The following is a 24,893-nucleotide window of genomic DNA, read 5'->3' on the forward strand; positions in this document are numbered from 1 at the left end:
AATAACCTTAAACTATATGTAAGACGTAAAAAACTAATAAACCACTAGTCTGGATTCTTTTTTTTAGAAAAAAAGATATAGAAAAAGAAGGATCGCCAAATAGTTTTTTCCGAAGTTACCTTTGATATACCTATTAGCCTTAACAATATGATTTTCAACTGTATTTACTGATATATTCAAAGCTTCTGCAATTTCTTTATATGAATTTTTCTGAAAATGCCTCATTTTAAATACCTCCCGTTGACGCAATGGCATTTCTTCAATCAAAGAATTTAACCGATCATAAAACTCATGGCTGTTGAGCCAATCGTTTGAATCAGGTTCTTCAATCTCAACCTGCACCAAATTAACATATTCAATATATTTAGCATCTTTAGCTTTGCTTCTCAGAAAACTAATCGTTGTATTATAGGCAGTTGAGAACAAATAACTATCAAAAGAAGCATGATTTTTCAATTTCTCTTTATTCTCCCATATCTTGACAAATACTTCATGAACAACATCCTCTGTGTCGTCCTCCGTTTTAATTAGAGAAAAAACAAATTTTTGCAACTTCGGAGAAAAGAAAGAATAAATGGCATCAAAAGCATTCATATCTCCATAAACAAACCGTTTGACAGTAGTTTCATCAATCTTGTTCTTATTTATTCTATGCATATCATTTATTACAAAAATCTGTAAGTAATAAAATTACAAAATATCTACTGTTTTGCAACGTTATCAATCTGTATCTAAAAAATAGAAAAACTCAATTTTTCTTTCATCAACATTTCTCTCGAAGAGACGTGAATTTTATTTAGTATCTCAAATTAAAAACCAGAATTTTTATTACATAAACAAGAAATTGCAAAAGGAACAATCATTAAAAACAACAGAGCAATACTTATCAATATAGATAATTATTTGTTTTCATATTGATTTCAAGTTAAGAATTATGATACAGAATCGACAAATCTTCTCGGGCTCATTTTTGAACCTTCCACGGCAATCATTTCCCCCCTTCTGTATTAACCTCTAACAGCCCATCTAAGCGAATATCCGCAGATGAACTTCCAACCATCACTTTAAAAGTGCCAGGTTCCACGGTAAAATGATTGTTGATATCCCACAATCCAAGGTCTTGTTCGCCCAAAGAGAAATAAACTGTCTTCTCCTCTCCTGGCTCAAGCGTCACCCGCTCAAAACCACGCAAAACCTTAGTATAGGTTGTCACACTACTATATTCGTCACGTAGATATAATTGAACTACTTCGTCCCCTTTTCGAGAACCGGTGTTTTTAACGTTGCAATGAACTTCAAAACTCCCACCCGTCCTTGTTCTTTTTGGCGTAACTCTCAGGTCACTGTATGTAAATGTCGTATAACTCAGCCCATAACCAAATGGGTACAAAGCACCCCAAATTGATGTTTTTGAATCCACATCTGATCCAGGTTTAAAAGGAAATGCAAAAGGAATTTGACCAACTGATTTAGGAAAAGTCACCGGCAATTTTCCGCCCGGGTTATAGTCACCAAACAACACTTCGGCAACAGCTTGTCCTCCCATTTCACCAGGAAACCAAGCGTGAAGAATAACAGGTATGTTTCTCGCTGCAAAATTGATCGCAGCAGCTCTCCCATCAATCATGACCAAAATAACCGGCTTTCCAGTGGCATAGACAGCTTCGAGCAATGCTTCCTGTCTACCGGGAAGAGCTAGCCTCGTGCGCGAACGGTCTTCCCGAACGGTTAGTTCTGATCCTCCCAATACAAGGATAGTAACATCCGAGGCTTTGGCTGCTTCGACAGCTTCGCTGATCATCTGTTTTTCCAAAGAATCCATCGGAAAAGATAATATCTCACTTTCTGGAAAATTTTTATCGATAATATTACACCCTTTTTTATTAACGACCTTTGCATCAGGTAATATACTCTTAATACCCTGATAAACTGTTATCATCTGGGCATTGGCTGGTCCATAACGGGAAATTAATTGTTTGTGTTCATTAGCATTGGGCCCAATGACAGCAACTGACTGGATTGATTTATTCAAGGGAAGCGTGTTGTTTTCATTCTTTAGCAACACGATCGACTCACGAGCAGCCTGAAGCGCAACTTCTTGATGAGCCTTGGAATGAACAATCTCCTCAGCCAATTTACCATCTCCTCTATATGGATTATCAAAAAGTCCCAAGTAAAATTTGACCCGCAATACATCACTGACTCTTCGAGTAATTGTTTCTTCAGATATTTTGCCCTCCTTTATCGCTTCCCTCAGCGGTAAAACAAAGTCTGCAGGAGGAGTAAAATGGGTACGAATATTCAAGCCCGCATTGATTGCTTGCGCCACTGCATCAACATAAGTCTCTGCCACGCCATGTTTCGAATGAATAAATTCTACAGCTTCACTATCTGAAACAACATATCCCTTAAACCCCCACTGCTGCCGTAGAAGCTCTGTCAGAAAATAAGAGCTTCCGGTAATTGGAACACCGTCATAATCATTGTAGGAGCTCATCACCCCCATGGCGCCTGCTTCCTGAAAGGCGACCCGAAAAGGTTCAAGGTATAATGTTTTCATTTCCCGGAGAGCAACATGCGGATCAGTTCTCGTTTTTCCGTCACGACCTCCTACCGGAACACTATATACTGCAAAATGTTTTGGGGTTGAAATCAGGCCGTAGCGCTGCAAACTGGTAATCATCTGTTTGCCAAGTTGCCCAACCAGATAAGGATCTTCACCATAGCTTTCAACCACCCTTCCCCAACGCGGATCTTGAGCAATATCTAAAATCGGAGAATAAATATTTGTATAACCTAAGGCGACCGCTTCTTTTGCTTCAATTTCACCAATTTTTGAAATCAACTCTTTATTCCAGGTCGCACCCTGTCCACACTGAGCCGGAAAATAAGTAGCGCGGTCGTGGCAAAGACCACGAATCCCTTCATTGGTGAAATCAACTGGGATACCCAAACGAGTGTTCTCAACAAACCATCGTTGAATGCTTTGCAGGATCTCCACATGTCTAGTATATGGAAAAGAATACTGTGATTTGAATTCTCCCAATCCATTGTGCTCTTCATCAATATTACCAATACCATTTTTCCATATTTCATTTTCCCAATCATCGGTCGGCAAGGCATCTTTCAAAACCCTTCCTGATCCGTAAAGGGTGGCTAATTGGCAGGTCTTTTCCTCCATAGTCATCTGTGACAACAGGTCGTTGATCCGGTCCTTCGCAGGGGCTTCAGTATCTTCATACACATCCTTTTTCTCGTTCTTATTGAAATCAATCCATCCTTCTTTATAAATTGTTGATTTTTGCGCAAAAAGAATCGCTGGCAAGAACAATATCAATATGATCAAATATCGTTTCATCAAATTCGTTTCTTAATTCATTTTTCGTTAAAAAAAACAGTTATTCCAATAGGGACTATTCAAAATAAAGACTGCCAAAGAAATCTGGTTGATGGAAGTCTGGTTGACCTGTATGGATAGTATTCCATGATAGGTAATGAGGCAAAGAAGTATGATCTCCACATTTATAAAAATTCGCAGTAGCTTTCAATTTTCTGAAAGTTTTTAGCTCACTGTGCACAAAACACGAGATTGGAATAGCAATCAAAAGTTCCCATTCATGCTGACCTTTTCTTTCTTGAAATGGATGTTTTCCCAAAGAAGAACGAATCCTAATCTTTTCAAGAATGTCAGGATCAACATTTATTCTCTCTTTTCTTCCTGTACCATAAGCAACATGCTTTGTCCCAATACAATTGAACTCAAAATTATAGTAATGATTATCATCCAGAGAAATAAAAAACTCTACACAGCTATCTTTGTAAACATCTCCATTTGTTTTTTGCTCTAGTGCTCGAATATATTTTTCAGACACATAATACTTTAGCCAAATCTCTTTACTTGTATGTCCAATCCGAAACTCTACTTTCGGAACATAATCAAATGATTTCCAATTCATAACATCAATTAAATGTTTTCGGGTTTGTTCTTCTAATCTGAAACCAGCTTCATTAAAACTAAGATTCTCATTCATCACAATCCTCTTAACAACCATATTTTTAATTTTATCTTGAAGCATTACATTGTTAGCTTCTTTAAAAAATAATCCGGATTGAATTTTGGATGTTGTTTCGAAAGTGTTTTCTTCATCAACAAATCGACTCAAAAGAATTCCCACTAAAAAGATCAATAGTATAATTCTATTATTTTTTTTCACTCTCAATAGTAATTTTGTAAAGTACTGATGATTATTACATTCTCTTGTTCTTAAAACAATTCAACAATTGCGTAATAACTGGTCAAGAACGAAAATAGGATTACGGCCATAATGCCAATATTCTCTTTCAATCCAGCCTTATAATTAGTCATTAATTTTTGTCTATTAATCAGGATGAGGATTGGAATAGCAACCGCTGGCAAAATACATGCTTGGAATGCCTGAGAAAAAATCATCAAAGCCGGAGGGCGTTGTTCAAGAAACACACTTCCAAAAGCAAACAACATGGCGAATAAAATTATTCCCCGGGATAAAGGTGAATGAATGTTTCGGGGAGTCCCCATATAATCCGAAAGTAACCATGGTGCAATCAATACAATCGGAAAAATTGTAGAAAGACCGGCTCCCACTACTCCCAAGATTAGGATAAAAGCAGCCACTTTTCCACCAATAGGTTCAAAAAGATTAATCATTTCAACCGTATTGTCAAGTTTAAGTCCCATCAGGTTCAAAGTACCTGCTGCCACTGCCATAATCACCCCACTCAAAAAAAGCATCACGAAAGCAGATACAAAGGCATCCTTCTTTTCCGATTTCAAGTGCGAAATATTCCACCCCTTTTCTGCCACCACGGTACTGCGCATGATAAAAACAGCAGCCGAACAAGTTGTACCCGCAATGGCAGCCACTAATCCCAATGCCCCGGGAGTTTCTGGAATGCCCGGAACCATACCTTTAGCCAATGCCACTAAACTTGGTTTGACCATAACAAATACAACTAGAAAAGACAAGCCCATCAGGATCACAAAAATGGTCAATACCTTCTCAAATGATTGATATCTTCCAACCCATAGCAAAATATAAAGCGCAACAACACAAACTAAAATAATCCAAAAAGTATCAACTCTGGCACCGCCAAAACCGAGCCGAATCCCCTCCTGTACCAGATCTGCAACGATCCCCATCACTCCCATTAACGCAAGCAATTCTCCGATAATTAATGCAATAAGAATATACAATGCTAGTATCCAGCCGTACTTAAATTCAGATTTGATATTGTACAGCGCCGTATGTCCGGTTACCAATGTTACTTTACCATAGGCAACCATCAGGATGAATGTAAAAACACACGACAGAATAAGAGCCCAAAACAAGCTCATGCCATGTTCTGCTCCCGTTTTAGCCATTGTTGTCACACTACCGGTTCCAATATTGTAACCAATTAAGAAAAGCCCTGGTCCAACAGCACTTAAAGCAACCAATATGCGTTTCCCTATACCTCTTCTCATAAATCTATAGTTCTAATGATTACTCTTTGAATTCGTAAACTAATTTTCCTTTTACAAAAGTCTTTTTGATCTCCAGTTCCCGTTTTCCAACTTCAAACAGAATCAAGTCTGCTCGCATACCGGGTTTTAGCTCTCCGCGATCCGCCAAGTTATACAAACGGGCAGAATTGGCACTTGCCATTTGAATGGCTTCACCCAGGGTACAGCCTGTTACATCCATAATATGTACAACTCCTCTATTGATGGGAGTAGCCGAACCATACAAAACATTTTGTGCTGGATAACGTAATAACCCACTTTCTAACAATTCGATGGTTTCTCCATCTTCGTTAATGTATTTCCCAGGTTTCAATCCAGCAAAACCAGTTATGTCTGACGTGATAATTGTTTTTTCCACACCTTTCACCCGATAAAAAGTTTTTATTTCTTCATCACGAAGATGGAACCCGTCGCATATAATACTAATATTTAACTGATCATTGGCTAGTTGGGGCCATAATGGGTTTTGATGCCTATTGATCGTGTTCGCACAGCCATTTCCCAGATGAGTACAAGTTCTAGCCCCGTTCATCACTGCGCGATCTACGTCTGCCTTTGACCCGTTGTGATGCCCTAAAGAAACCACAATCCCCAATTCACTACATTTTCGCATAAACTCCATAGCTCCAGGCAATTCAGGAGCCATTGTAACCGTTAAAATGTTTTTACCTGACGCTTCGTAGAGAACATTGAATTCAGCCCAGTCGGGATTTCGAATATGCTGTTTGGGATGTGCTCCCCTGAACCCATCAACTGGAGAAATATATGGCCCCTCGAGATGAAACCCAGGGATAGATCCCAAAAGCTTCTGGTCATTCATAGCTTCTGCCAGTATCCTTATATTTTTCAACAAGGTTTCCTGGCTATTTGAAGTTAAAGTAGGTAAATACGAAGTAATTCCCTTTTGCCACAATCCTCTGGTTGCAATCTCTACGTCATTTTTACTCAAATCACCTCCGCCAAAAGTAAACGAAACACCGGCATAACCATTTACCTGATTATCAAATAAGCCAGGGGCCAGATAATAGGCATGTTTCTTGTCTGATAGCTTGTCCAAGTATTTTACTTCGGTAATAGTTCCGTTTTCAAACTTAACTGAAACCGGTCTATGATCAAGATAATTTAATCCTTCAATATGAATTTGTGCAAATGAGCTGACAACTGGCACATTAACACATGCTAAGACAAACAGGAACCCTACATAATATTTAAAATCACCTTTCATGATCATTGAATAAAAATTATTATTATAATATCAGATTAGTTATAATTCTGTAAACACTGAAAAACACTGCTGTATATTGTTAGACCTATTACTCTGAAGATACTACCCGTTCCATAATGACGCAGATGATTTATCCAAAAGAAAGGTACAGTCGGTATGTTTTTGCAATATACTTGCCGGACGGAGATTATTAATGGGTAGTGTCAAACAATCTTTTACAGCCTGGGCTTTTCTGCTATCGGGAACAGCACAGATAATACTTTTTGATTTCAGTATTTGTTGTATAGACATACTTATCGCCTGACGGGGAACGTCTTCCAAATGATTAAACCATCCTTCGCCTAATTGCTGCTTCCGGCAATCTTCATCAAGATCAACAACCAAGTAAGGATCTTCTGTATCAAAATCAGCTGGAGGATCATTAAATGCTAGATGTCCGTTTTCTCCAATACCAACAAAGGCTAAATCAATTGGATGCTTCTGAATCAAAGAACCTAATCGTTTACATTCCTTTTCGGGATTAGCAGCTTCTCCATTAATCAAATGAATTTCAAACAACTGATCAACTTTTTCGATAAATCTTTCTCTTAGATATCTTCTAAAACTGGCATTAGCAGTTTCTGGCAAACCAATATATTCATCCAAATGAAACATACTTACTTTTCCCCAATTGATGTCGGGCTCCTTGACGAGTTGTTCCAATGTTTCAAACTGACTTTTACCTGTGGCCAAAATAATATTAGCCCGGTGGTTCTTTTCAATAGCATTACGAATTTTTTTAGCAGCAAATTTTGAAGCCGTTTTCCCAAGTTCGAACTTGTCGTTCTCAATGTTTATTTTCATCATTATTATATTTAAGACCTGTTAATTTTTATCCAAATTGAGATAGAAATAAAAATTGAGTAACCCTGCTTTAATCCCAACCCAATTGGATTTATCTATTCATTAATGGCTTTCAATTTAGTTCCGACTCCGAACGCCGGTTGTTACACCTTCTTTTAGAGATATGTCATGAGGCATATTTGTTTTCCAGCCCCCCCTTGTAAAATCGGGTACTTCAATTGGAGCCGAATGATGAGCAACAGACCACTCGCTTAAAGGAGCAACAACACTCCAGGTTGCAGCATCGTAAGCGTCAATGTCAACAGCCAGACCATTTCTCAAACAATCAATTAATCTCCAATCCATCATGAAATCCATACCTCCATGACCACCAACTTTTAATGCCATTCCCCCAATTTTTTCAATAATGGCCGGGCTATATTGTTTTTTCACCTCCTCATATTTTTCCTCTGAAAGCCAGTTACCATCTTCCAAGGCAAGCTTTTCGGGTAACGGGTATTTTTGAGCTGTTGCCTTTGTCCCACTTATCAAATGAATCCGGGAGTAAGGTCTTGGAGATGTAACATCATGTTGAACCATGATTGTACTTCCGTTATGGGTTTTAATAACGGAAGTATTCATATTCCCTCTAAACGACTTATTAACAAATTGGTTGAAATAATCATCACGGGACGCAAACTTTTTTGCCCGTTCATGCAGCATGAAATCATTTGATGAAATTGAAATCAAATAATCCAACTTATTTCCTCTGTTTATATTCATCAACTGACAGACTGGCCCCACCCCATGAGTGGGATACAGATTCCCATTTCTCGATGCATTCTCTTTCACCCTCCAGTAATCGTAACGCTTATTTTTTTTAAACAAACCGATATCATGAATGTAGGCCCCTTCACAATGCACAATTTCGCCAAATAATCCTTGTCTTACCATGTTTAAAGTCAACAATTCGAAAAAATCATAACAACAATTCTCTAACATTACGCAGTGCCGCTTATATTTTTCAGAAGTCTCAACCAACTGCCAGGCTTCTTCAATTGTTTTCACTGCAGGTACCTCTACCGCAACATGTTTCCCCTGTTCCATAGCGTAAACAGCCATTTTTGCATGCAAATTCCATGGAGTACAGATATAAATCAAATCTATGTCTTTTCTCTCACAGAGCTTTTTCCATGATTCCTCATTTTCTGTATAAAGGGCAGCCTCATGCCCAAATCCTTTTATTCCCCGCTTAGCTTCAGTAGCTTTTTCCTCCCGAATATCACATAAACCTTTAATATGAACTCCATCCAAGAAGTTGATTCGCTTCACTGCGGAAGTCCCCCTATTCCCTATACCTATAAATCCAATCCTGACAGTTTCTATCTTAGGCGCACGATATCCTGACATATTAAATCCAGGAGATTGTTTAATTCTGATATCATTAGGGTTCTCTGTTCCCTCATTTTTATCATTCAATGCCTTAGCAATGCCTATCCAACTACTCAAAATTCCAGCTCCTGTTAAACATGTCATCTTCAAAAAATCCCTGCGATACGTTTTCATTTTTCTAGTATTTTTCAGTTCAATCAGGTCAGTCAAAAACAAATATTCATTCAACTTATTATTCAAATAAACTATATTTTTTCGATGGAAACCACTGATCTTCAAAATAAAAAAGCGAGAACGTTACCGGTAACGTTCTCGCTTTTATTTCCCAACCAAGAGAGGTGAAAGACGATTCATAACAGACTACAATTGCCTCATTACTCTCTATGATAGAGACTAGACTTCCGAACAATAAGTTTACCAGGTAAAACAATATCCCTAGGTTCAAAGTATTTATTGGAAATGTGTTTAATAAGCAATGAACAGCTATTCCTCCCTATTTCCAGTGCAGGTTCTTCTATAGTTGTTAAGGAAGGCTCTACAATCGTAGAAATAGGATCGTTTGTAAAGCCTACTACCCCTATTTCTATTCCTACTTGGATATTTCTTTCTTTTAAGGTAAGGATCACCCCTACGGCTTTCCGATCATTAACCCCAAAAACGGCATTGGGAGTTTCTTCAATTTCCAGAAGATATAACATATCTTGAGAGCCATTCTCCTGGGAAAATCCAGAATAGATAATCCATTCTTCACGCATAGGTAAATGATATTTTTTTAATGCTTCCAGGTATCCTTTGACCCGATCCTGAGTAAATGACAAATGTTTGGGACCTGCGATATGTGCGATCCTGGTATACCCATTTTTAATCAAATGTTCTGTAGCATAGAATGCCCCATGAAAATCATCCTGTAATACTTTAGAAGCTTTAATATCCTGAGGAACACGATCAAAGAACACAATTGGAATACCATCATCCATCAATTTCTGGAATTGTTCACTATTCCTGCATCCAGATGAAACTGATACCAATAAACCATCCAATCCGGTAATCGGCAAACTCCTGATTATTTCATTTTCCCTCTTAGAATCATCGTTCGTAATAAAAAGAACAATATTATAACCATTACGATAGGCAATTTCTTGAATCCCTGAAATAACCGTAGAAAAGTAATAATTAGTAACGAAAGGAATCATAATACCAATGTTCCTGGTATTCCCAGAAGCTAAAGCAGAGGCATTTAAATTGGGTTTATAATTTAATTCTTTAGCAACTTCTAACACTCTCTTTTTTGTTTCAGGACTCACATCGTAGGTATCTCTTAAAGCTCTTGAAACTGTCGAAACTGAAATAGCCAAAGCTTTTGCTATATCTTTGATCCCGATGTGATTCTTTTTCATGTTTTACAAATTAACGTTTTTACCTTGATATTCCAAAGAAGAAGTGTCGCACAAAAGGTATTCCAAAAGATGACAAATGCGTGATTTAAAAATAGTTGTTTTTTGATTAGATGACATTTGCTTTGTATTTTGCAATGAACATTTCTCTCTTGTAGCCTGTAGCCAAAAAATAAGGATTTATTGGAAATAATATTTCCTAAACCGCCGCGACCAAATTTGGGAATAGTTGTGGATTCTTCCTTTGAAAGCCGAATTTTATTTGAATTTAGGGGGTTGTGCAACGGCTACTATTGTCATCCGTTATCGTTTAGTTACGTTTGGCATTTTTCTCCATACCATGATTTGTCCTTTACCCTGCAAATATTTTAAATTCAAAAAAAAAGACTAAAATGCCTCCAGAAATAACTCATCTGAAATTTGATTCTATTTCAACTGATTTCAGAAAAGCTGTCTATATACAAAATAATTGAATTTGATAGAAAACAATCAATTGAATCGCAAATATTGTAACAGATGATTTAACTAAAATTTCGAACTCCATGGAATTATGTTCTCCATAAAGAGTACAGTTCTCGATATAGTCTCGTTCATTTCACGAATCAGTGAATAATTTGACTCCTCTTCGAAAATAAAAGGCGCCTAAACCTATGATTTAATTGAAGTTATTGTTTTTTTTGGGGGAATATTCATGTTATGACTCAGGTCTCATCACAGACAAAAGGCCTTCTTAAAAACACAGAACTTATTCTTTTTAGATTTGATCGAACTCTCGATATTAGGAAGAAAACAGATAAATTGCCACCAATGCAAGTCCAAATCCAATGATCATGGCTGGATTGGGCATTGCCGCATAAATAATAAGTGATAACACAATTGTTATCATTGGAGACAACGAAGTCAACGGAGATACTACAATTGCTTTTCCATAGCGCATCGCATATACGAGAGACAAAGCACCAACCGCGTTTAATACTTGTATTAATGCAGCTAAATAAGGTCCCTTGAATCCCCAATTAATAGGTTGATTAAAATCGGTCATCCACAGTGCAATTGGAATTAAAAGGACACCTGAAATTGCCATATAAGTAAAGATACTCTCAGCAGACATGCTGTTATTAGCAATTTTCATAAAGAGTCCCTGTACACCCCACATCATAAAAACCATAATAGACAAGCCCAACCACAATAATCCTTTGATTTCCATGCTTTCCGGTTTTAGATATGAAAGCAGGAAGATGGCAATTAATGCAAGGACAATGCCAATCCAGCTTCTTCTATTTGTTCTCTCTTTTAAAATCCATAGCGACAGTCCTATTGTCACAACCGGATATAATGAAACGATTGGAAAAATGATATAGGCGGGGCCTTCTCTTAATGCTTCAAATAAGATTAGCTGTCCTCCTGCACCGGTTAACCCAATAAGCGCTCCCCAGACGATTGCCTTAAGGTTGACATCGAATTTGAAGTTCGTTAGCCTTAATACGACCAACGCACATGGAATCATCATTAGTGCCCATACGGTGTAGCCGAGTGTTGCAGGAAATCCTGCTTTTTCGGGAATCTCAATTAAAGCCCCCCATATTCCCCAAGTTAATGTTGTTACAATAGCATATATAAGCCACAAATCTGTTTTCATTATGTTGAAATTTGTTCATTAATACATTACAATGTCAATTTTGAAAGCCTATTTATTTGTATCTGCTATCGTTTCAAGAATCGCTCCCACAAGATAAAACTGCTTAAAATCGATCTCTAATTATCTTTTGGATCTAGTAACAACTCTTAACTCTTCATCATTTTCATTGTCAAGAATTTGGTGTATCTTGGCATCTAATCCCCTGAATTCAACTGTTCCACTCCAGTCTCTGGTATAAATGCATAATAAAACCGATTATTACGTTCAATGACATACGTCTCAGGCTTGACATATTCCAGATCATTCAATTCACCCCTATAAAAACACTTTGTAAGCATCATATCATTGTAAAACGAGAACGAGTGTTTCCAAATATTTTCTTTCGTTAGTAATAACACTAGAACCATTACCAGAAAAGTATCATTTTAACAATTTAAGTTTTGCCTCTATTAGTTCTTTCACGTCATTGATCGCTGTCGGGAAAACCTTTCGCAAATCAATTTCTGAAGTTGAAGCCAATTGTAATCTTAGGGCGCGCATAAACGTGTCCTTAATTTCGGTTGCCAGATTGATCTTGCTGATCCCATGCGCAACAGCACTAGCAAGCATATTCGCAGGAATACCTGAACCTCCGTGCAACACAAGAGAAGATGTCGTTGCTTGATGAATCTTCTCCAACAATTCAATCTGAATATTTGGGGATTCGTTGTAAAATCCATGACTGGAGCCAATAGCCACGGCAAGTGAGTTTATGCCCGTAAGCTCTGTAAACCTTTTTGCATCTTCAGGCTGTGTAAATGCATTGTTTGATTGAGTTTGCCCCAGCTTGGCAATATATCCCAATTCAGCTTCAACATGAGCTCCATATTTTTGGGCTTGTTTGACCACTTCGGTCGTGATTTTTACATTCTCATCAAAACTTCTTTCACTTGCATCAATCATCACAGAATCGAATCCTGCTTCAAGACAACGTTTTGTGAGTTCCGTGCTATTCCCATGATCCAAGTGGAGCCATGCTTCCACATTGTAATTTTTGATAGCGGTTCGAACCATGTTAACAGCCATTTCAAGCCCGATATAATTAATTGAACTTTCTGAAAGCTGTAAAATAATCGGTGCTTGCATTTCACGTGCGGCTTGCAGGATGCCTTGTAAAGTTTCCAGGTTATAGAAGTTCGTGGCAAGTATTGCTCGCCCTCCATTCCTGCATTCATGCAATTTGTCCTGAAGTTTCATCATTAAATGTCAATCGAAACGTTAAACATGGTTGAAGCCATCTCTTTGATCTTTCCCTTTGAAGCAAAAGCGCTGGTACCTCCTGCCGAAGTCGTATTTATAGCACCTGTAAGATTTCCAAAGTTCAGGCATTCCCTGAGTTGTGTTCCTTTTACAAACTGATGGATAAACCCTGCATTAAAACTGTCTCCTGCACCAATGGCATCAACCACCGCTGTGTTTAAATAGGCAGGAAGTTCAAAGATTTCACCATTCTTTTGCTGCAAAATGGAACCTTTGCTTCCACGTTTAACTGCAATGTTTTGAGCATAAGGTTTTAGTTTATCCAACGCATCAGCAATGTTTGAAGTCTTGGAAAGATGCAACAGTTCTGTTTCATTTGGAAGAAACACATCAAGATAAGGCAAAATGGATTTGTAGTCAAAGCCCCATTTTTCTGCCGGATCCCATTGTGTGTCCAGTGAGGTTGTAAGCCCAAGGTTTTTTGCCCTGGCAAATAGCTCATGTACATCATCGCGAATGCCTGGCTGAAGAAAAATAGATGAAAAATGAATGTGTTTTGCCCGGCTTAACTTTTCATCCGTAATATCCTTAATTGTCAGAAAATCCATCGCCCCGGGATGTGTCACCATTGCACGATCCTCATCGTAGTTGAGAATTATTGTTGCCCCGGTTGCAATACTCGCATCTTCAATGATCATTGACGTGTCGATTCCTCTTTTCGTAAGGCTGTCGATGACTAATCCCCCAAATGTATCTTTCCCAATTTTCCCTAAAAATCCAACGCTGGATCCTAAACTTGATATATTCGCGGCAAAAATTGCGGTTGAACTACCGAGCGTAAGCGACATATCATTGGCAAGTTTTTCTTTCCCAATTTCAGCAAAACCATCAATGCCGTTTAGTATTAAATCAACATTGAGTTCGCCAATGGCTAATACATCAATTTTTTTCTCTTTCATAGGTACATGTTTAAATCAATCAAATTAAAGCTCCGGAAATATTTATCCATATCCTTTTCGATTCTTGAAAGCACAATTTCTTCTGCTTCATATCCATTTGATTTCAGGTTTTCATAAAGGCGATACCTTGCAATAACAACTTCGGGTTTTTGCCAAATGTATCGGCACCCGGTTGAAATTAGCCATTGCTGGCGTTCCATCGCAAGTTCGTTAAAATCCGTCCCTCTTTCATTGCCAGACAGCCATTTTATCCAGCGGTTAGATTGAATCACTGAATCCCAAAGAATTTCTTTGATGTTTGATTTTATCGCTATCCGGTTATTCCGGTACAATTCAAGCTCAATCATTTCCAGTTCAATCAGTGCTTCATATTCGCTCATTGTAAACTCAGGTCCAACGTTTGCAGCTCCCATCCCTGAAAGTGGATACGCCTCAGGATTTGTCACCCCATCAGAATAGTGCCCTTTGATCAGGCTTCCATAGGGTTCGACTTTCTTTGTTAGATCCTCTGCTACTTCAGGATCAAAAGTTGCCGTATGAAGATCAGTTCCAACTTTACCCACAACAAAACAAGGCCATATATTGGACAAGTCCTCTTTTTCTAAACCGTCTTTCAATAACCGCAAGAAAGTGTCAAAGGTTTTTTCATCAGCCAATCCCCCATGAACTTCTTCAGTTCCAACTTCAAAAGAGATTGGAGCGATATTGTTTGCTTTTCGAAACGTTTCAATGTGCTTAATTAATTCAATTGTTCGTGCTACCACAACTTCAATTGAAATATTTTCATCTTTATCCAGAAAAATGTCAACTGTCGGATCTACGTGAATTAAGTCGAATCCGGCTTTAATAGCAGCTTCAAATGATTTCTTTACCCCATCCATTGCTTCTGTCAGTGACCATTTTTCGATGGATTGTTTATCTTTTAGCCAAGGCCCTCCATGATCGATTGCTACAATAACCGGTCCTGTGAAATTGATTCTCTCGCATTCATGTTTAACGTAGCGGACAAATTCGTCATGTGAGAAACCAGTGTAACCTTTGTCATTATCAACTTGGTTAAGGGTCGTGGCGAATTTAATTGGAGCATTGTTTCGTTTTGCTGCCCTCAACGATGCTTGTATTACTGATATGGAATTTGGGCAAGCAGCGAAAAGTGTCCTGTGAGGGTGACCTTCGTGTTTTAAGTCTTTGATCCGTTTTAATATATATTCAGTTTTAGGCAAATTGACCTTCTTCTCTGTTTCTTTGATTGTTGGAAGCATCGTATTTAATTTTTTTGATTATAAATAATTACACCTTCGACCACTCGTGAAATAGTACCCGATACCGATGGCTGATCCGGATTTAGGTTGAGGTTTAGTGATTTATGATACCCAAGTAATTGTGCAAGCATGATTTCAACAACGCACAAATATTCAATTTCCGTGTTTCCCTCATTTACTTCGCCGAAGCAAACAATTAAATCGAAAGTTAATCCGTCAATATCAACAGGTTTATGCGAAATGGCGACTTGTGCAATCCCTTTTCCGTTTTGATTAATTTGATGAACTAAATCGTATTCATATTTTCGGGCAAGAGGATCATCGGAAAACAGATAAACCAACAAGGTTTTATCATTCACAATTGCGCGAGGCCCATGCCGAAATCCCAAAAAAGAGTTAAATGCGCAGATCACCTTCCCATCAGTAAGCTCTTGAAGTTTCAGATGGCTTTCTTCTGCTGTTCCCCTTAAAGGGCCAGAGCCTAAAAATACAGCTCTTTCAAAGTCTATGGATGCGATGTCCGAGATCAGTCCTTCATACCTATCTAGAATTACATTGCCCCAATTTGATAGCTCATTAATTTTTGTTCTTTCTTTGTCAAGCTGATCAACTTTTGTCAGCAAAATGAATGCTAGCATCATTGAGGAAAAACTACTTGTCATTGCCAGACTTATGTCGTTTGTTTCAGGAGGCAGGAGGATTTTTAGTGTTCTTTCCGGATCTGTATTTGTGTATAATTTACCGTTTTCATCACAGGTAATAACGATATGATAAGACTCCATGCAGAACTGATCTACAACTTGTACTGCTGCTAAGCTTTCCGGGCTATTTCCAGAACGGGCAAATGAAACCAAAACAGTGGGCATGGTTGGCAAAAGAAAATATTCAGGGTGAGTAATCAACTCTGTTGTCGGCACTACCCGAGATTGCTTTTGCTGGTGCTTCAATCTTACCCCATAGACAGCATTCCCAATAAATGCTGAACTGCCAGCGCCGGTGAGAACAACATCCACATCTTTGCCCAAAAATCTTTCCAAGAAATTCTCGATCTCAATTTTTTGAGATTCGATAGTTTCAAAAGTCTTCTTCCACACAATTGGTTGCTGCGCTATCTCTTTAGCTGTAAATTCTCCTTGCGTGTCAACTTCACTTTTGTGTTTATTCATTTTATCTACTAATTATTAACACAATCAATACTGACCGTTTAGTTCTATTTTTGGTTTCGTTTTGTTTCGTTTACAAATTAAAAAAATTAAAATGTAACTTCAAAAAAATATTAATAAAACTTAAAATAATAATTCAATGATGCTTGTCTTTTTTATAAATTCTCCGACTAAACACATCGACATAAACCTTTCGATACTTGGAGTTCACAATTTTTTTTTACCTTTGTATAAAACAGATTTTTATGGCTAAAGAAAGCTTAACTCCTGAGAGACGGGAATATATTTTACAAGAATTGGAAAACACCGGAACCATCAAGGTCAAGGATGTAAGCTCTAAATTTGATGTTTCGGAAGTTACAATTCGAAAGGATTTGAAATTTTTAGAAAGAAAGAACAAACTGTTACGAACAAGAGGTGGAGCGATAAGACTGAATTACACCTACAACGTAGAAGACAGTCCTATAAATGAAAAACAACAGAAGAATTACAACGAAAAACAATTAATTGGAAGAGCCGCTGCTGCTTTAATAAAAGAAAATGATACAATAATCTTAGATTCTGGAACCACAACACTGGAAATAGCAAAAAACTTATCCAAGTTTCAAAATCTTACGATTATAACAAATGCATTAAATATTGCAATCGTTTTGAATGAGTATAAAAGGTTCGCAGTAATAATTCCCGGTGGATATTTAAGGGAAAAATCGTTGTCCCTGGCAGGGCCTATAGCAGAAACATTTTTGAAAAACTTTTATTGTGATAAATTATTTTTGGGAGTGGATAGTTTTAATCTTGAAAAAGGAGTTTCCACCCCAAACATGGACGAAGCGAGCATGAACCAAACCATGATTTCAATTTCAAAGGAAGTCATTGCTGTATTTGATTCCAGCAAGTTCAACAAGCGAGGTTTTGCAACTATTGCCCCCATATCAAAAATAAATACGATCGTTACCGACAAGGGTATTAATAACAATATGAAATTAGAATTGGAACGACTAAAAATTAAAACGATTATTATTTAGTCTAAACTGGTAATTAACATATAAAAACACATATGCGTAAATTATTATTTTAGCTGCTCCGATTTTCAAAATTATTATTTTCTATTTGACCATCTCCTTTTTTGCAAGTTCATCCTAGCGCAAGTCTTAATTGTAGCTGGGTTTCGGATTGTTGAGCATTCGGGAGGAAGGCTCTTGGTTTAACATGTGCCAGCAAAACCATTAATATCTTGCTGATGTTGTAATAAATAAAATTGTACAATTCATATATCTTTTCTTTGTTTAGGGGCTTACCCCCACTTTCGAGCAAGAGCCTGATGTGCAGGGATGACAGTTCCCGGTAAACCATTGACGTGGCAATGGTTAATACGGCAAGCATACTTTGCAGCCCCTCAAATGTTTTTTACCTGAATGTCTTCTAAACTGTAGCAACCTTTGAAAAGTCAGGCTCTATACCGCGTAGCAAATTCAAATAAACTTTAGCACAGGCTTCGGCATCGCAGGCCGCATCGTGATGATTGTTCAATTCAATTTCGTAAGCGGCACAAATTTCATTGAGTTTAACACCTGTTCTGGAATAGGTACAATCACATTCCAATTCCGGAATTGGAAGTCCGTAAAAGTCAAAGACCTGAGTTAAACAGTTGATATCAAAAGACGCGTTGTGTGCGACTAGCCGCCTCCCATGAACAAGCGGTTGGATTTCATCCCAAACCTCAGAAAAAAGTGGTGCATTTGAAGTCATATCGGGCGTAATACCGTGTACCCGGATATTCCATTCGGAGTATTTATTTTGAGGTGGCTGAACCAGTTTGGAAACCGTTTGGATTATTTCACCATTTTCAACAATAGCCAAGCCAATCTGACAAATGCTCCAGCGTTTGCCTTTGGCCGTTTCCACATCAATAGCAACAAAGTTCATTTCAAAAAACAGTTAGGTTAGAATAATCCGGTCGTTATTTTCGGTGATGACTCCTTTCTGAAGTGCATAGTCAATTCCTAATTTCATGGCCTGCTCAACGTTAGCGCCAATGCGGGCATAACCAAACAAACGGGCCGTTTCTCTCACCAAATCATCAGGCGGCAAACTAATTTGATGGGTTAAGATTTCATGAATTCCGGCTGCGATTTCTTCTTTGGGCAGGTCTTCGGCGTTTCGTTTTTGAGAATCATTCTCCGGGATACGAAATTGATTATATAACTCCGGCTCCTGATCCTGACGCCAATAAAAGACAGTTTCATTTTGTTTGGATTGCTTTAGTTCGAGCCTTCGATACAATCGGTTTAAAAAATCGTTCAGCCGAACACCAAGCCGCGTGATTCCCCAGGCAGCCAAAATCCGTTTTGACAATAGGGTCTGACTGATCGGCGCTTCCATTTCCACGACCTGCTTGATTTGATTCAGGATTTTCTGGGTTCGATCGGATTCAAAAAACGCATCCGATACCGATAAAATGGAGAGAGGCAGAGCACACACCTGGTAATTTTCACTATTTGTTTCAACGGGAATAATCTGCTGGGTGATCCCTCGCAGCTTATCATCAGCGACCCGTTCTGGCTTTGAAATTATCGTTTGACCATTTTGATTTTCATTTTGAGCATCCAAAGGAGCTATTACTTTGGGTTTCTGAGCTTCCTGAATAGCTTCCAAAATCTCTTGAAGCACTTTTTGTGGATTGTCCCACCAATCGGGCGACCACAGTTTATAAATGTTCCAGCCCAACAGCCTCAGAACATCCATTCGAACAACTTCCCGATCCTTGGCTGTTTTCGCGGATTTATAGTTATCACCATCGGTTAATATTCCTAAGATGTATTCATCCGGATTTTTGGGATTGACCACACCAATATCAATCCGGTAGCCGGAACAACCAATATCGGTATGGACAGTATAGCCTGACTTTTGAATTTCTTCAGCAATCAGTTTTTCAAAGGAATTTGGTTTTGCTTTTCGCTGATAGTTTTTCTGGGACAATATCATTTTACCTTTCTCCGAATATTCCAGAAACGCTTTGATGCCAGCAACACCCTCAGAAGCTGTACGCGTAATATCAATTTGGTCGGAACGCAAAGTGGAATATACCTTCATTTCGTAACGTGCCCTTGAAACAGCCACATTCAAACGTCTCCATCCTCCGTCACGATTCAATGGCCCAAAATTTAGGCTTATACGCCCCTCCTTATCAGGCCCATAGCCCATTGAGAATAAAATTACATCCCGTTCATCTCCCTGGACATTCTCCAGATTTTTTACAAAAATAGGCTCACTGGATTCCATCGCGACGGAATCGAGTTCCGGCGACTTCTTCAAGGCCTCATTCAGCAAATCTTCTATTAGGGTTTGCTGTGCAGAGCTGAAAGTTACGATTCCAATGCTTCGTTTGGAAAGCACAGGATCTGCCAACCGTGTTAAAACTTCATCAACAATAGCGGCGGCCTCAAACTTGTTCTGTCGGGTTTTTCCCCGGTCATAATAGCCCGGCACATGAACATTATTGACCTTGGTGGATAAATCATCCGGCGAAGGGAAAGTCATCAATTTGTTGTCGTAATAGTTTGAATTACTAAAAGCAATCAAACTTTCGTGTTTACTCCGGTAGTGCCACAACAAATGCTTCGAAGGGATGGATAGTGCCAGGCAATCATCCAGTATGCTTTCCAAGTCCTCTTTTTCAGCATTCTCTTCATCAAAGTTATTGGTCGAAAAGAAACTGGTTGGCGGCATTTGTTTGGGGTCGCCGACCACAATCACATTTTGCCCGCGGGCGATGGCTCCCACCGCCTCACAGGTAGGCATCTGCGATGCTTCATCAAAAACAACCAAATCAAATTTGGAGCGGTCAACCTCAAAATACTGGGCAACGGAAATTGGGCTCATCAACATGCACGGGCACATTCGAGGCAATAAATTGGAGATCAAATCAAACAGCTTCCGGACAGACATTCCCCGCCCTTTGCTACGAATGGCGCGCTGTAGAATCCCAATCTCAGAACTTTGAGCGGCTTCCCTTGCAAAAGATGGTATGGACGAAGCCAGCTTGGCAAACAATTCAGCTTTGGTGAGTTCTTCAAAATATTTACTCTTTTCCTTAAACTTGGTGATTTTACTTTCGAACAGCTTTCCGTTAAACGCAGATAAATTTGGGTCACCGGAAATAATCAATTCCGAACATTGGCGGTAAACCGCTTTATTAAATGAATGAAGCACTTCTTCATTTTTCAGCTTCCCGCTTTGATAAGCTAATACGACGGAAGATAGATCACTTTTTAGCGCCTTATCAACAGCTTGGTTCCAACTGGTCCAATCCCTGAGTTTGTCGAGGTTTTCATTCCATATTGAAGCTCTCTGTTTCCAAAACCCGGTCCAGTCTTGTTCCTGGGTTACATCAACCGAGAAATCAACCTTTAGCAATTCGTTGATCTTTGCTTCTGCCTGCTTTACTTGCGTCAAGACGTCAATAAAGCGCCTTAATGTTTTTTCGTGTACCTGAAGATAAGTACTTGTTCCTTCCGATAATTCAACGGATAACTTCTCGCGTATTTGTTTTGTTCTATGCGGATCACCAGTAATTTGAATGATTTGCTTTTGTATCTGAATGACCGATTCGCAAATCGTGACCAGATTTTTCCAATTACAATTTTCATTCTTCCATAAAAAACCCAACATTTTGGTAAGCGTATTGGTATTCTCATCCAAAACATCCTGCTCTTTGCGGAAAAGAATCACTTCTCCCAACAAATCAGGAATAGATTGTTTTTCAATCTTACCCGTTTTAGAGAATGCTTTCAGCGCCTTTGAAAGTTTGTTTTGTTCCAACCATTTAGGCAAAAACCATTTTTCTGATGCCTGGTTCCATGCCGCTAGTCCCATTTCAGCATCATATTGAAGAATGCTTTTATTGAAGTCTTTTAATAGCTCTTTGCGGTACTCATCCCGTTTGATCCCATGGGCAGAAAGTTCAATCAATTCACCCAAAGTATGTTCAACATTTCCTGCATTCATGATCTCCTGTGGCGTATCAGGCAATTTTAAAATCAGTTCAGCCAGCCGGGCTAACGAATCATCTTGCTTTCTTTCGAGAATCCTTGTATCCAGGTTAAATAGTTCCGTCAAAGCATTTCGCTTCAGCTTAGTCTGGTCCAATAAGTCAAGATAAGCCAATATCAAATCCGATGCGTTTGACTTGATCTGTTGGCTATACGAAGTCGTTTTTATTTCAGCCAGCGGATGCTTGTGTGGATGTCCACAGAGTGTTCCTGCATTTTCCAGCTCTTCAACTATTTCACACCATTCTTCGAATTTATTGCTATCCAGCGTTTCTACAAAGCGATTTTCAAAACCAATGCAATCCGGAGATCCATTGAGTTGGGCGTAACCTGTAAAGCAATCAAACAATGAAAAGCCAAACGAATGCGGCTTATGTAAGGAATCAACATAATTGTTCAGTTCAACTCTGAGGTTATGAAGCCTTTCTGATTCGATCTGGAATTCCTCTGGCGAAGTTTTTCTGATAACTTCGGTTGTCTTTTGAAGTTGCTCGAGCACGGTGGATTTCTTTGTCTTATTGGAATGAAGTTCAAGACAAAAGGGATCCAATCCAATTTCTGCCAAGCGTTTTTGAACCACCGATAAGGCAGCCATTTTTTCGGCAACAAATAAAACCCGTTTCCCTTGATACAACGCATTCGCAATAATGTTGGTGATTGTCTGTGATTTGCCGGTTCCCGGAGGGCCATGCAGAATAAAGCTTTTGTCCTGGACTGCTGCACAAATCGCTTCCAGTTGAGATGCGTCCGCACTGATCGGAAGAGCAATATCGGAAGGCAAATACTGCTGGTCAAGATTTAAATCTTCGACTAATAAATCATCCGTCTCCCATTCGATTTTTCCAGAAATGAGGCTTTCAACAATCTTGTTTTCCTTTAATTTTTCTGCATTGTTATGAATGTCATTCCACATGATGAACTTGCTGAAAGAGAATGTTCCCAGAAAAGCCTGTTCCTCTACGTCCCAACGTGCCTGGGACATGATGCCTTTTCGGACAATATTGAAAATTTTCTTTACGTCCACGCCACTTTCATCCTTTGGGAGCTCATCCAATCCACGAATTGTGATATTGAAATCCTGCCGGAGCATTTCCAATAATGTAATATTCATCAAAGTATCTTCTTCCCGGCTACGGATCACATAACCTATCTGTGCAGATTTTCGGATGATTTCAATAGGTAGCAGCAAGATGGGGGCATAACGGGGAAGTTCACTTCGTTCTGACTCGTACCATTTTAAAAAGCCCAAAGCCAAATAAAGGGTGTTGGCGCCATTTTCCTCCAAAGACAAACGACTGGCGCGATAGAGCTTCGTCAACGCTTTTGTCAGTTCCCCCTCAGTCAAATAGGATCGTAACCGTTTATGTTCGAGTTCATGCTTTAATAAATCCACAATGGGATCAGACAGGTTCACCGTTTGATACACCCCGGAAATACTCAACGGATTAATCCACTCATCGGGCTTGGGCAAAACCTGAAATTCGGTTCCATCCGCCAGCGAATCTTCAAATAGATTGAGACTTACGGATATCAATTGAATGGTACTCTGCGTGACCCGCAGGTTTAAAAGATTGTTCCTTAGACTTAGATCCAGTAGTTTGCGCTCCCAGAGTTTTTGTTTTGTTAGAACAACAGATGTATCGGGAATATCAAGCTTGTCAACCAGAACTTCTTCGGGGATATAATCCGGACGCGTCGTCACCGGATTTTCAACGATTTCCCAACCATCAGCGGTTTGTATGCGTTGCGGTAATGGCTTTATCTGGCCATACCTTGCCCTTTTAACATCGACAAAAAGTAAAAAATCATCCTCATCGACTAATTTATAATTCGCACTGTTTATGGCATCATCAAAAGAACCGTTTTGCCCGGCATTCATAAAAGTTGATTCGACCAATGCAATTTCATTGATTCCTGCTGCTGTTCGCTTTTTCAATAGGGAAACATCATCATTCACACTGTCAGAGAAAGTATCATCAATTAACCAGCTTCCCACAAAGGCATGGCCTTTAACAATTATCAAAAGTGGATTTAATCCAACTGCCTCCAGGCAACTGGCATACAAAATAGCCATGTCAATACAAGTGGCAAGCTTTTGCGAAAATATGGTGTCACACATTCTGATACGTTGCCCCTCTTGTTCAAAACTTGCGGGAGGCGAGCAATATACAATTCCAAGCCCTGCAATTGCTTCAAAAATGGCAGCCATTTGCTTTTTAACCCGATCAGGGTTCAGGCTTTGATAGGCATCAAAAGATGGATTTCCTGTCCAGCGATCGAGTATCCTCGAAGCGCCTCCCAGAATCTTTGAGATTTGAGGGTGATTGGGTGTCACAAAAGCCGACAACATTTCCGGGAGGGCTCCAATCCCACTCCATTGGTCATATGCCAAGATATCCACAGGATAAGTCTCTTTGTACAATAGTGTACCTTTTACAGAAATAGTTAAAGTCAACTCTCCCGCCAACTTTTCTGTTAATTCGGAAAGGAATCTGGATGAAAGCCTTAGTCCCTCTGCCTGCAAGTCAAAGCTTTGCCCATGTGGCAAATATTCTATTTGCTGCTCCCAGTTATTGGCAAAATCTGGCTCACATTCAATACGAACTTTAAGATCGGACCAATCTTCTTCGGAACGATTTTCTATGATGATTTTTCGAACAAGAGGTGTTCTATTTTGCTGAATCGCGTAGTTCACTGCGGGAGTATATAGCAGATCTACTTTAGGAAAAACGACAATTTCATCCATAGCTCAGGTGAATTTTCAGAAGTTTAGCTCGAAGGTTTTCTAAAACAGTTGACTATAAAGTTAAAAAAATACAATCAACAATAAGTAACGCTAGCTAATTTATTCTCAATTTAATGCCGATAGCCTTTTCCTCTTCGCCTCTTTTCGCCTTTTCTAAGTCCATTCCTTTTCCCTTTCTTGAAAGAATCTCCTGTGAGCTGAGCTCCCATATTTGAAATCAATTCCCTGATGATTAGTTTTTTTAGTGTACTTATGCCAACTCCGTCTGGGTTTTGTTTTGAAACAGTATCGGACAAATTCTTCCTGTTCTGATCCTGAGATAACAATTCTTGCCTTGCCATATAAAACCTCGGCCTCTCATCAAAGTCCGACAATTTCATCGGATGCCGGATTACTGCTCCATTCTCATCGGTCACAAAAACCAGATGCCCCCTCCCCGCTTTTCTGATTTCCACCTGA

Annotated in this window: 18 protein-coding genes; 1 reads left to right on the forward strand and 17 read right to left on the reverse strand. The window is 39.0% G+C overall.

Features of this window, described 5'->3' with window-relative positions; genetic code table 11:
- Nucleotides 1-63: 63 nt before the first annotated feature.
- The 13 genes from ACTB00_RS17980 to ACTB00_RS18040 all read right to left on the reverse strand — a co-directional run bounded on the left by ACTB00_RS17980 (nt 64) and on the right by ACTB00_RS18040 (nt 16,640).
- On the reverse strand, nt 64-657 hold the full coding sequence (locus tag ACTB00_RS17980; protein ID WP_463301295.1) for an RNA polymerase sigma factor: 594 nt from the start codon (nt 655-657) through the stop codon (nt 64-66).
- A gap of 331 nt (nt 658-988) precedes the next feature.
- A complete protein-coding gene (locus ACTB00_RS17985; protein WP_463301296.1) occupies nt 989-3,358 on the reverse strand; it encodes a glycoside hydrolase family 3 N-terminal domain-containing protein in 2,370 nt (789 codons plus the stop codon).
- A 55-nt stretch (nt 3,359-3,413) separates the two neighbouring features.
- A complete protein-coding gene (locus tag ACTB00_RS17990) occupies nt 3,414-4,214 on the reverse strand; it encodes a carbohydrate-binding family 9-like protein (RefSeq protein WP_463301297.1) in 801 nt (266 codons plus the stop codon).
- A 50-nt stretch (nt 4,215-4,264) separates the two neighbouring features.
- A complete protein-coding gene (locus ACTB00_RS17995; RefSeq protein WP_463301298.1) occupies nt 4,265-5,503 on the reverse strand; it encodes an Nramp family divalent metal transporter in 1,239 nt (412 codons plus the stop codon).
- Nucleotides 5,504-5,522: 19 nt separating this feature from the next.
- Nucleotides 5,523-6,773: an N-acetylglucosamine-6-phosphate deacetylase gene (locus ACTB00_RS18000; RefSeq protein ID WP_463301299.1), complete on the reverse strand. Its 1,251-nt coding sequence runs from the start codon at nt 6,771-6,773 to the stop codon at nt 5,523-5,525.
- Between the two features lie 96 nt (nt 6,774-6,869).
- Nucleotides 6,870-7,613, reverse strand: coding sequence for a glucosamine-6-phosphate deaminase (locus tag ACTB00_RS18005; protein WP_463301300.1), 744 nt, complete (start codon nt 7,611-7,613; stop codon nt 6,870-6,872).
- 114 nt (nt 7,614-7,727) lie between these two features.
- Nucleotides 7,728-9,155, reverse strand: a complete 1,428-nt coding sequence (locus ACTB00_RS18010; RefSeq protein WP_463301301.1) for a Gfo/Idh/MocA family protein — start codon at nt 9,153-9,155, stop codon at nt 7,728-7,730.
- Between the two features lie 200 nt (nt 9,156-9,355).
- The gene (locus ACTB00_RS18015) at nt 9,356-10,378 is read right to left on the reverse strand and encodes a LacI family DNA-binding transcriptional regulator (RefSeq protein WP_463301302.1); all 1,023 of its coding nucleotides are present in this window, start codon (nt 10,376-10,378) and stop codon (nt 9,356-9,358) included.
- Between the two features lie 775 nt (nt 10,379-11,153).
- On the reverse strand, nt 11,154-12,014 hold the full coding sequence (locus ACTB00_RS18020; protein ID WP_463301303.1) for an EamA family transporter: 861 nt from the start codon (nt 12,012-12,014) through the stop codon (nt 11,154-11,156).
- 420 nt (nt 12,015-12,434) lie between these two features.
- Entirely contained in the window at nt 12,435-13,253 is an 819-nt protein-coding gene (locus ACTB00_RS18025; protein WP_463301304.1) for a class II fructose-bisphosphate aldolase, read from the reverse strand.
- Complete coding sequence (locus tag ACTB00_RS18030; RefSeq protein WP_463301305.1) at nt 13,253-14,212, reverse strand: carbohydrate kinase family protein; 960 nt, start codon at nt 14,210-14,212, stop codon at nt 13,253-13,255. The genes ACTB00_RS18025 and ACTB00_RS18030 overlap by 1 nt, the downstream gene beginning before the upstream one ends.
- On the reverse strand, nt 14,209-15,474 hold the full coding sequence (locus ACTB00_RS18035; protein WP_463301306.1) for a class II D-tagatose-bisphosphate aldolase non-catalytic subunit: 1,266 nt from the start codon (nt 15,472-15,474) through the stop codon (nt 14,209-14,211). Before ACTB00_RS18035 ends, ACTB00_RS18030 begins: the two co-directional genes overlap by 4 nt.
- Nucleotides 15,475-15,479: 5 nt before the next feature.
- Nucleotides 15,480-16,640: an SIS domain-containing protein gene (locus ACTB00_RS18040; protein WP_463301307.1), complete on the reverse strand. Its 1,161-nt coding sequence runs from the start codon at nt 16,638-16,640 to the stop codon at nt 15,480-15,482.
- Between the two features lie 242 nt (nt 16,641-16,882).
- On the opposite strand from ACTB00_RS18040, the gene agaR reads away from it, so the two are divergent.
- Entirely contained in the window at nt 16,883-17,662 is a 780-nt protein-coding gene (agaR, locus tag ACTB00_RS18045) for a transcriptional repressor AgaR (protein ID WP_463301308.1), read from the forward strand.
- A gap of 109 nt (nt 17,663-17,771) precedes the next feature.
- Here agaR and ACTB00_RS18050 read toward each other — a convergent pair whose 3' ends face one another.
- The 4 genes from ACTB00_RS18050 to ACTB00_RS18065 form a co-directional block, all read right to left on the reverse strand.
- Complete coding sequence (locus ACTB00_RS18050) at nt 17,772-18,020, reverse strand: hypothetical protein (RefSeq protein WP_463301309.1); 249 nt, start codon at nt 18,018-18,020, stop codon at nt 17,772-17,774.
- Nucleotides 18,021-18,059: 39 nt separating this feature from the next.
- The gene (locus tag ACTB00_RS18055; protein ID WP_463301310.1) at nt 18,060-18,563 is read right to left on the reverse strand and encodes an exonuclease domain-containing protein; all 504 of its coding nucleotides are present in this window, start codon (nt 18,561-18,563) and stop codon (nt 18,060-18,062) included.
- Between the two features lie 12 nt (nt 18,564-18,575).
- A complete protein-coding gene (locus tag ACTB00_RS18060) occupies nt 18,576-24,434 on the reverse strand; it encodes a DUF3320 domain-containing protein (protein WP_463301311.1) in 5,859 nt (1,952 codons plus the stop codon).
- A gap of 110 nt (nt 24,435-24,544) precedes the next feature.
- Nucleotides 24,545-24,893: hypothetical protein (locus ACTB00_RS18065; protein WP_463301312.1), on the reverse strand; the 349-nt coding region annotated here is incomplete at its 5' end.

It is taken from the genome of Sunxiuqinia sp., assembly GCF_055140945.1.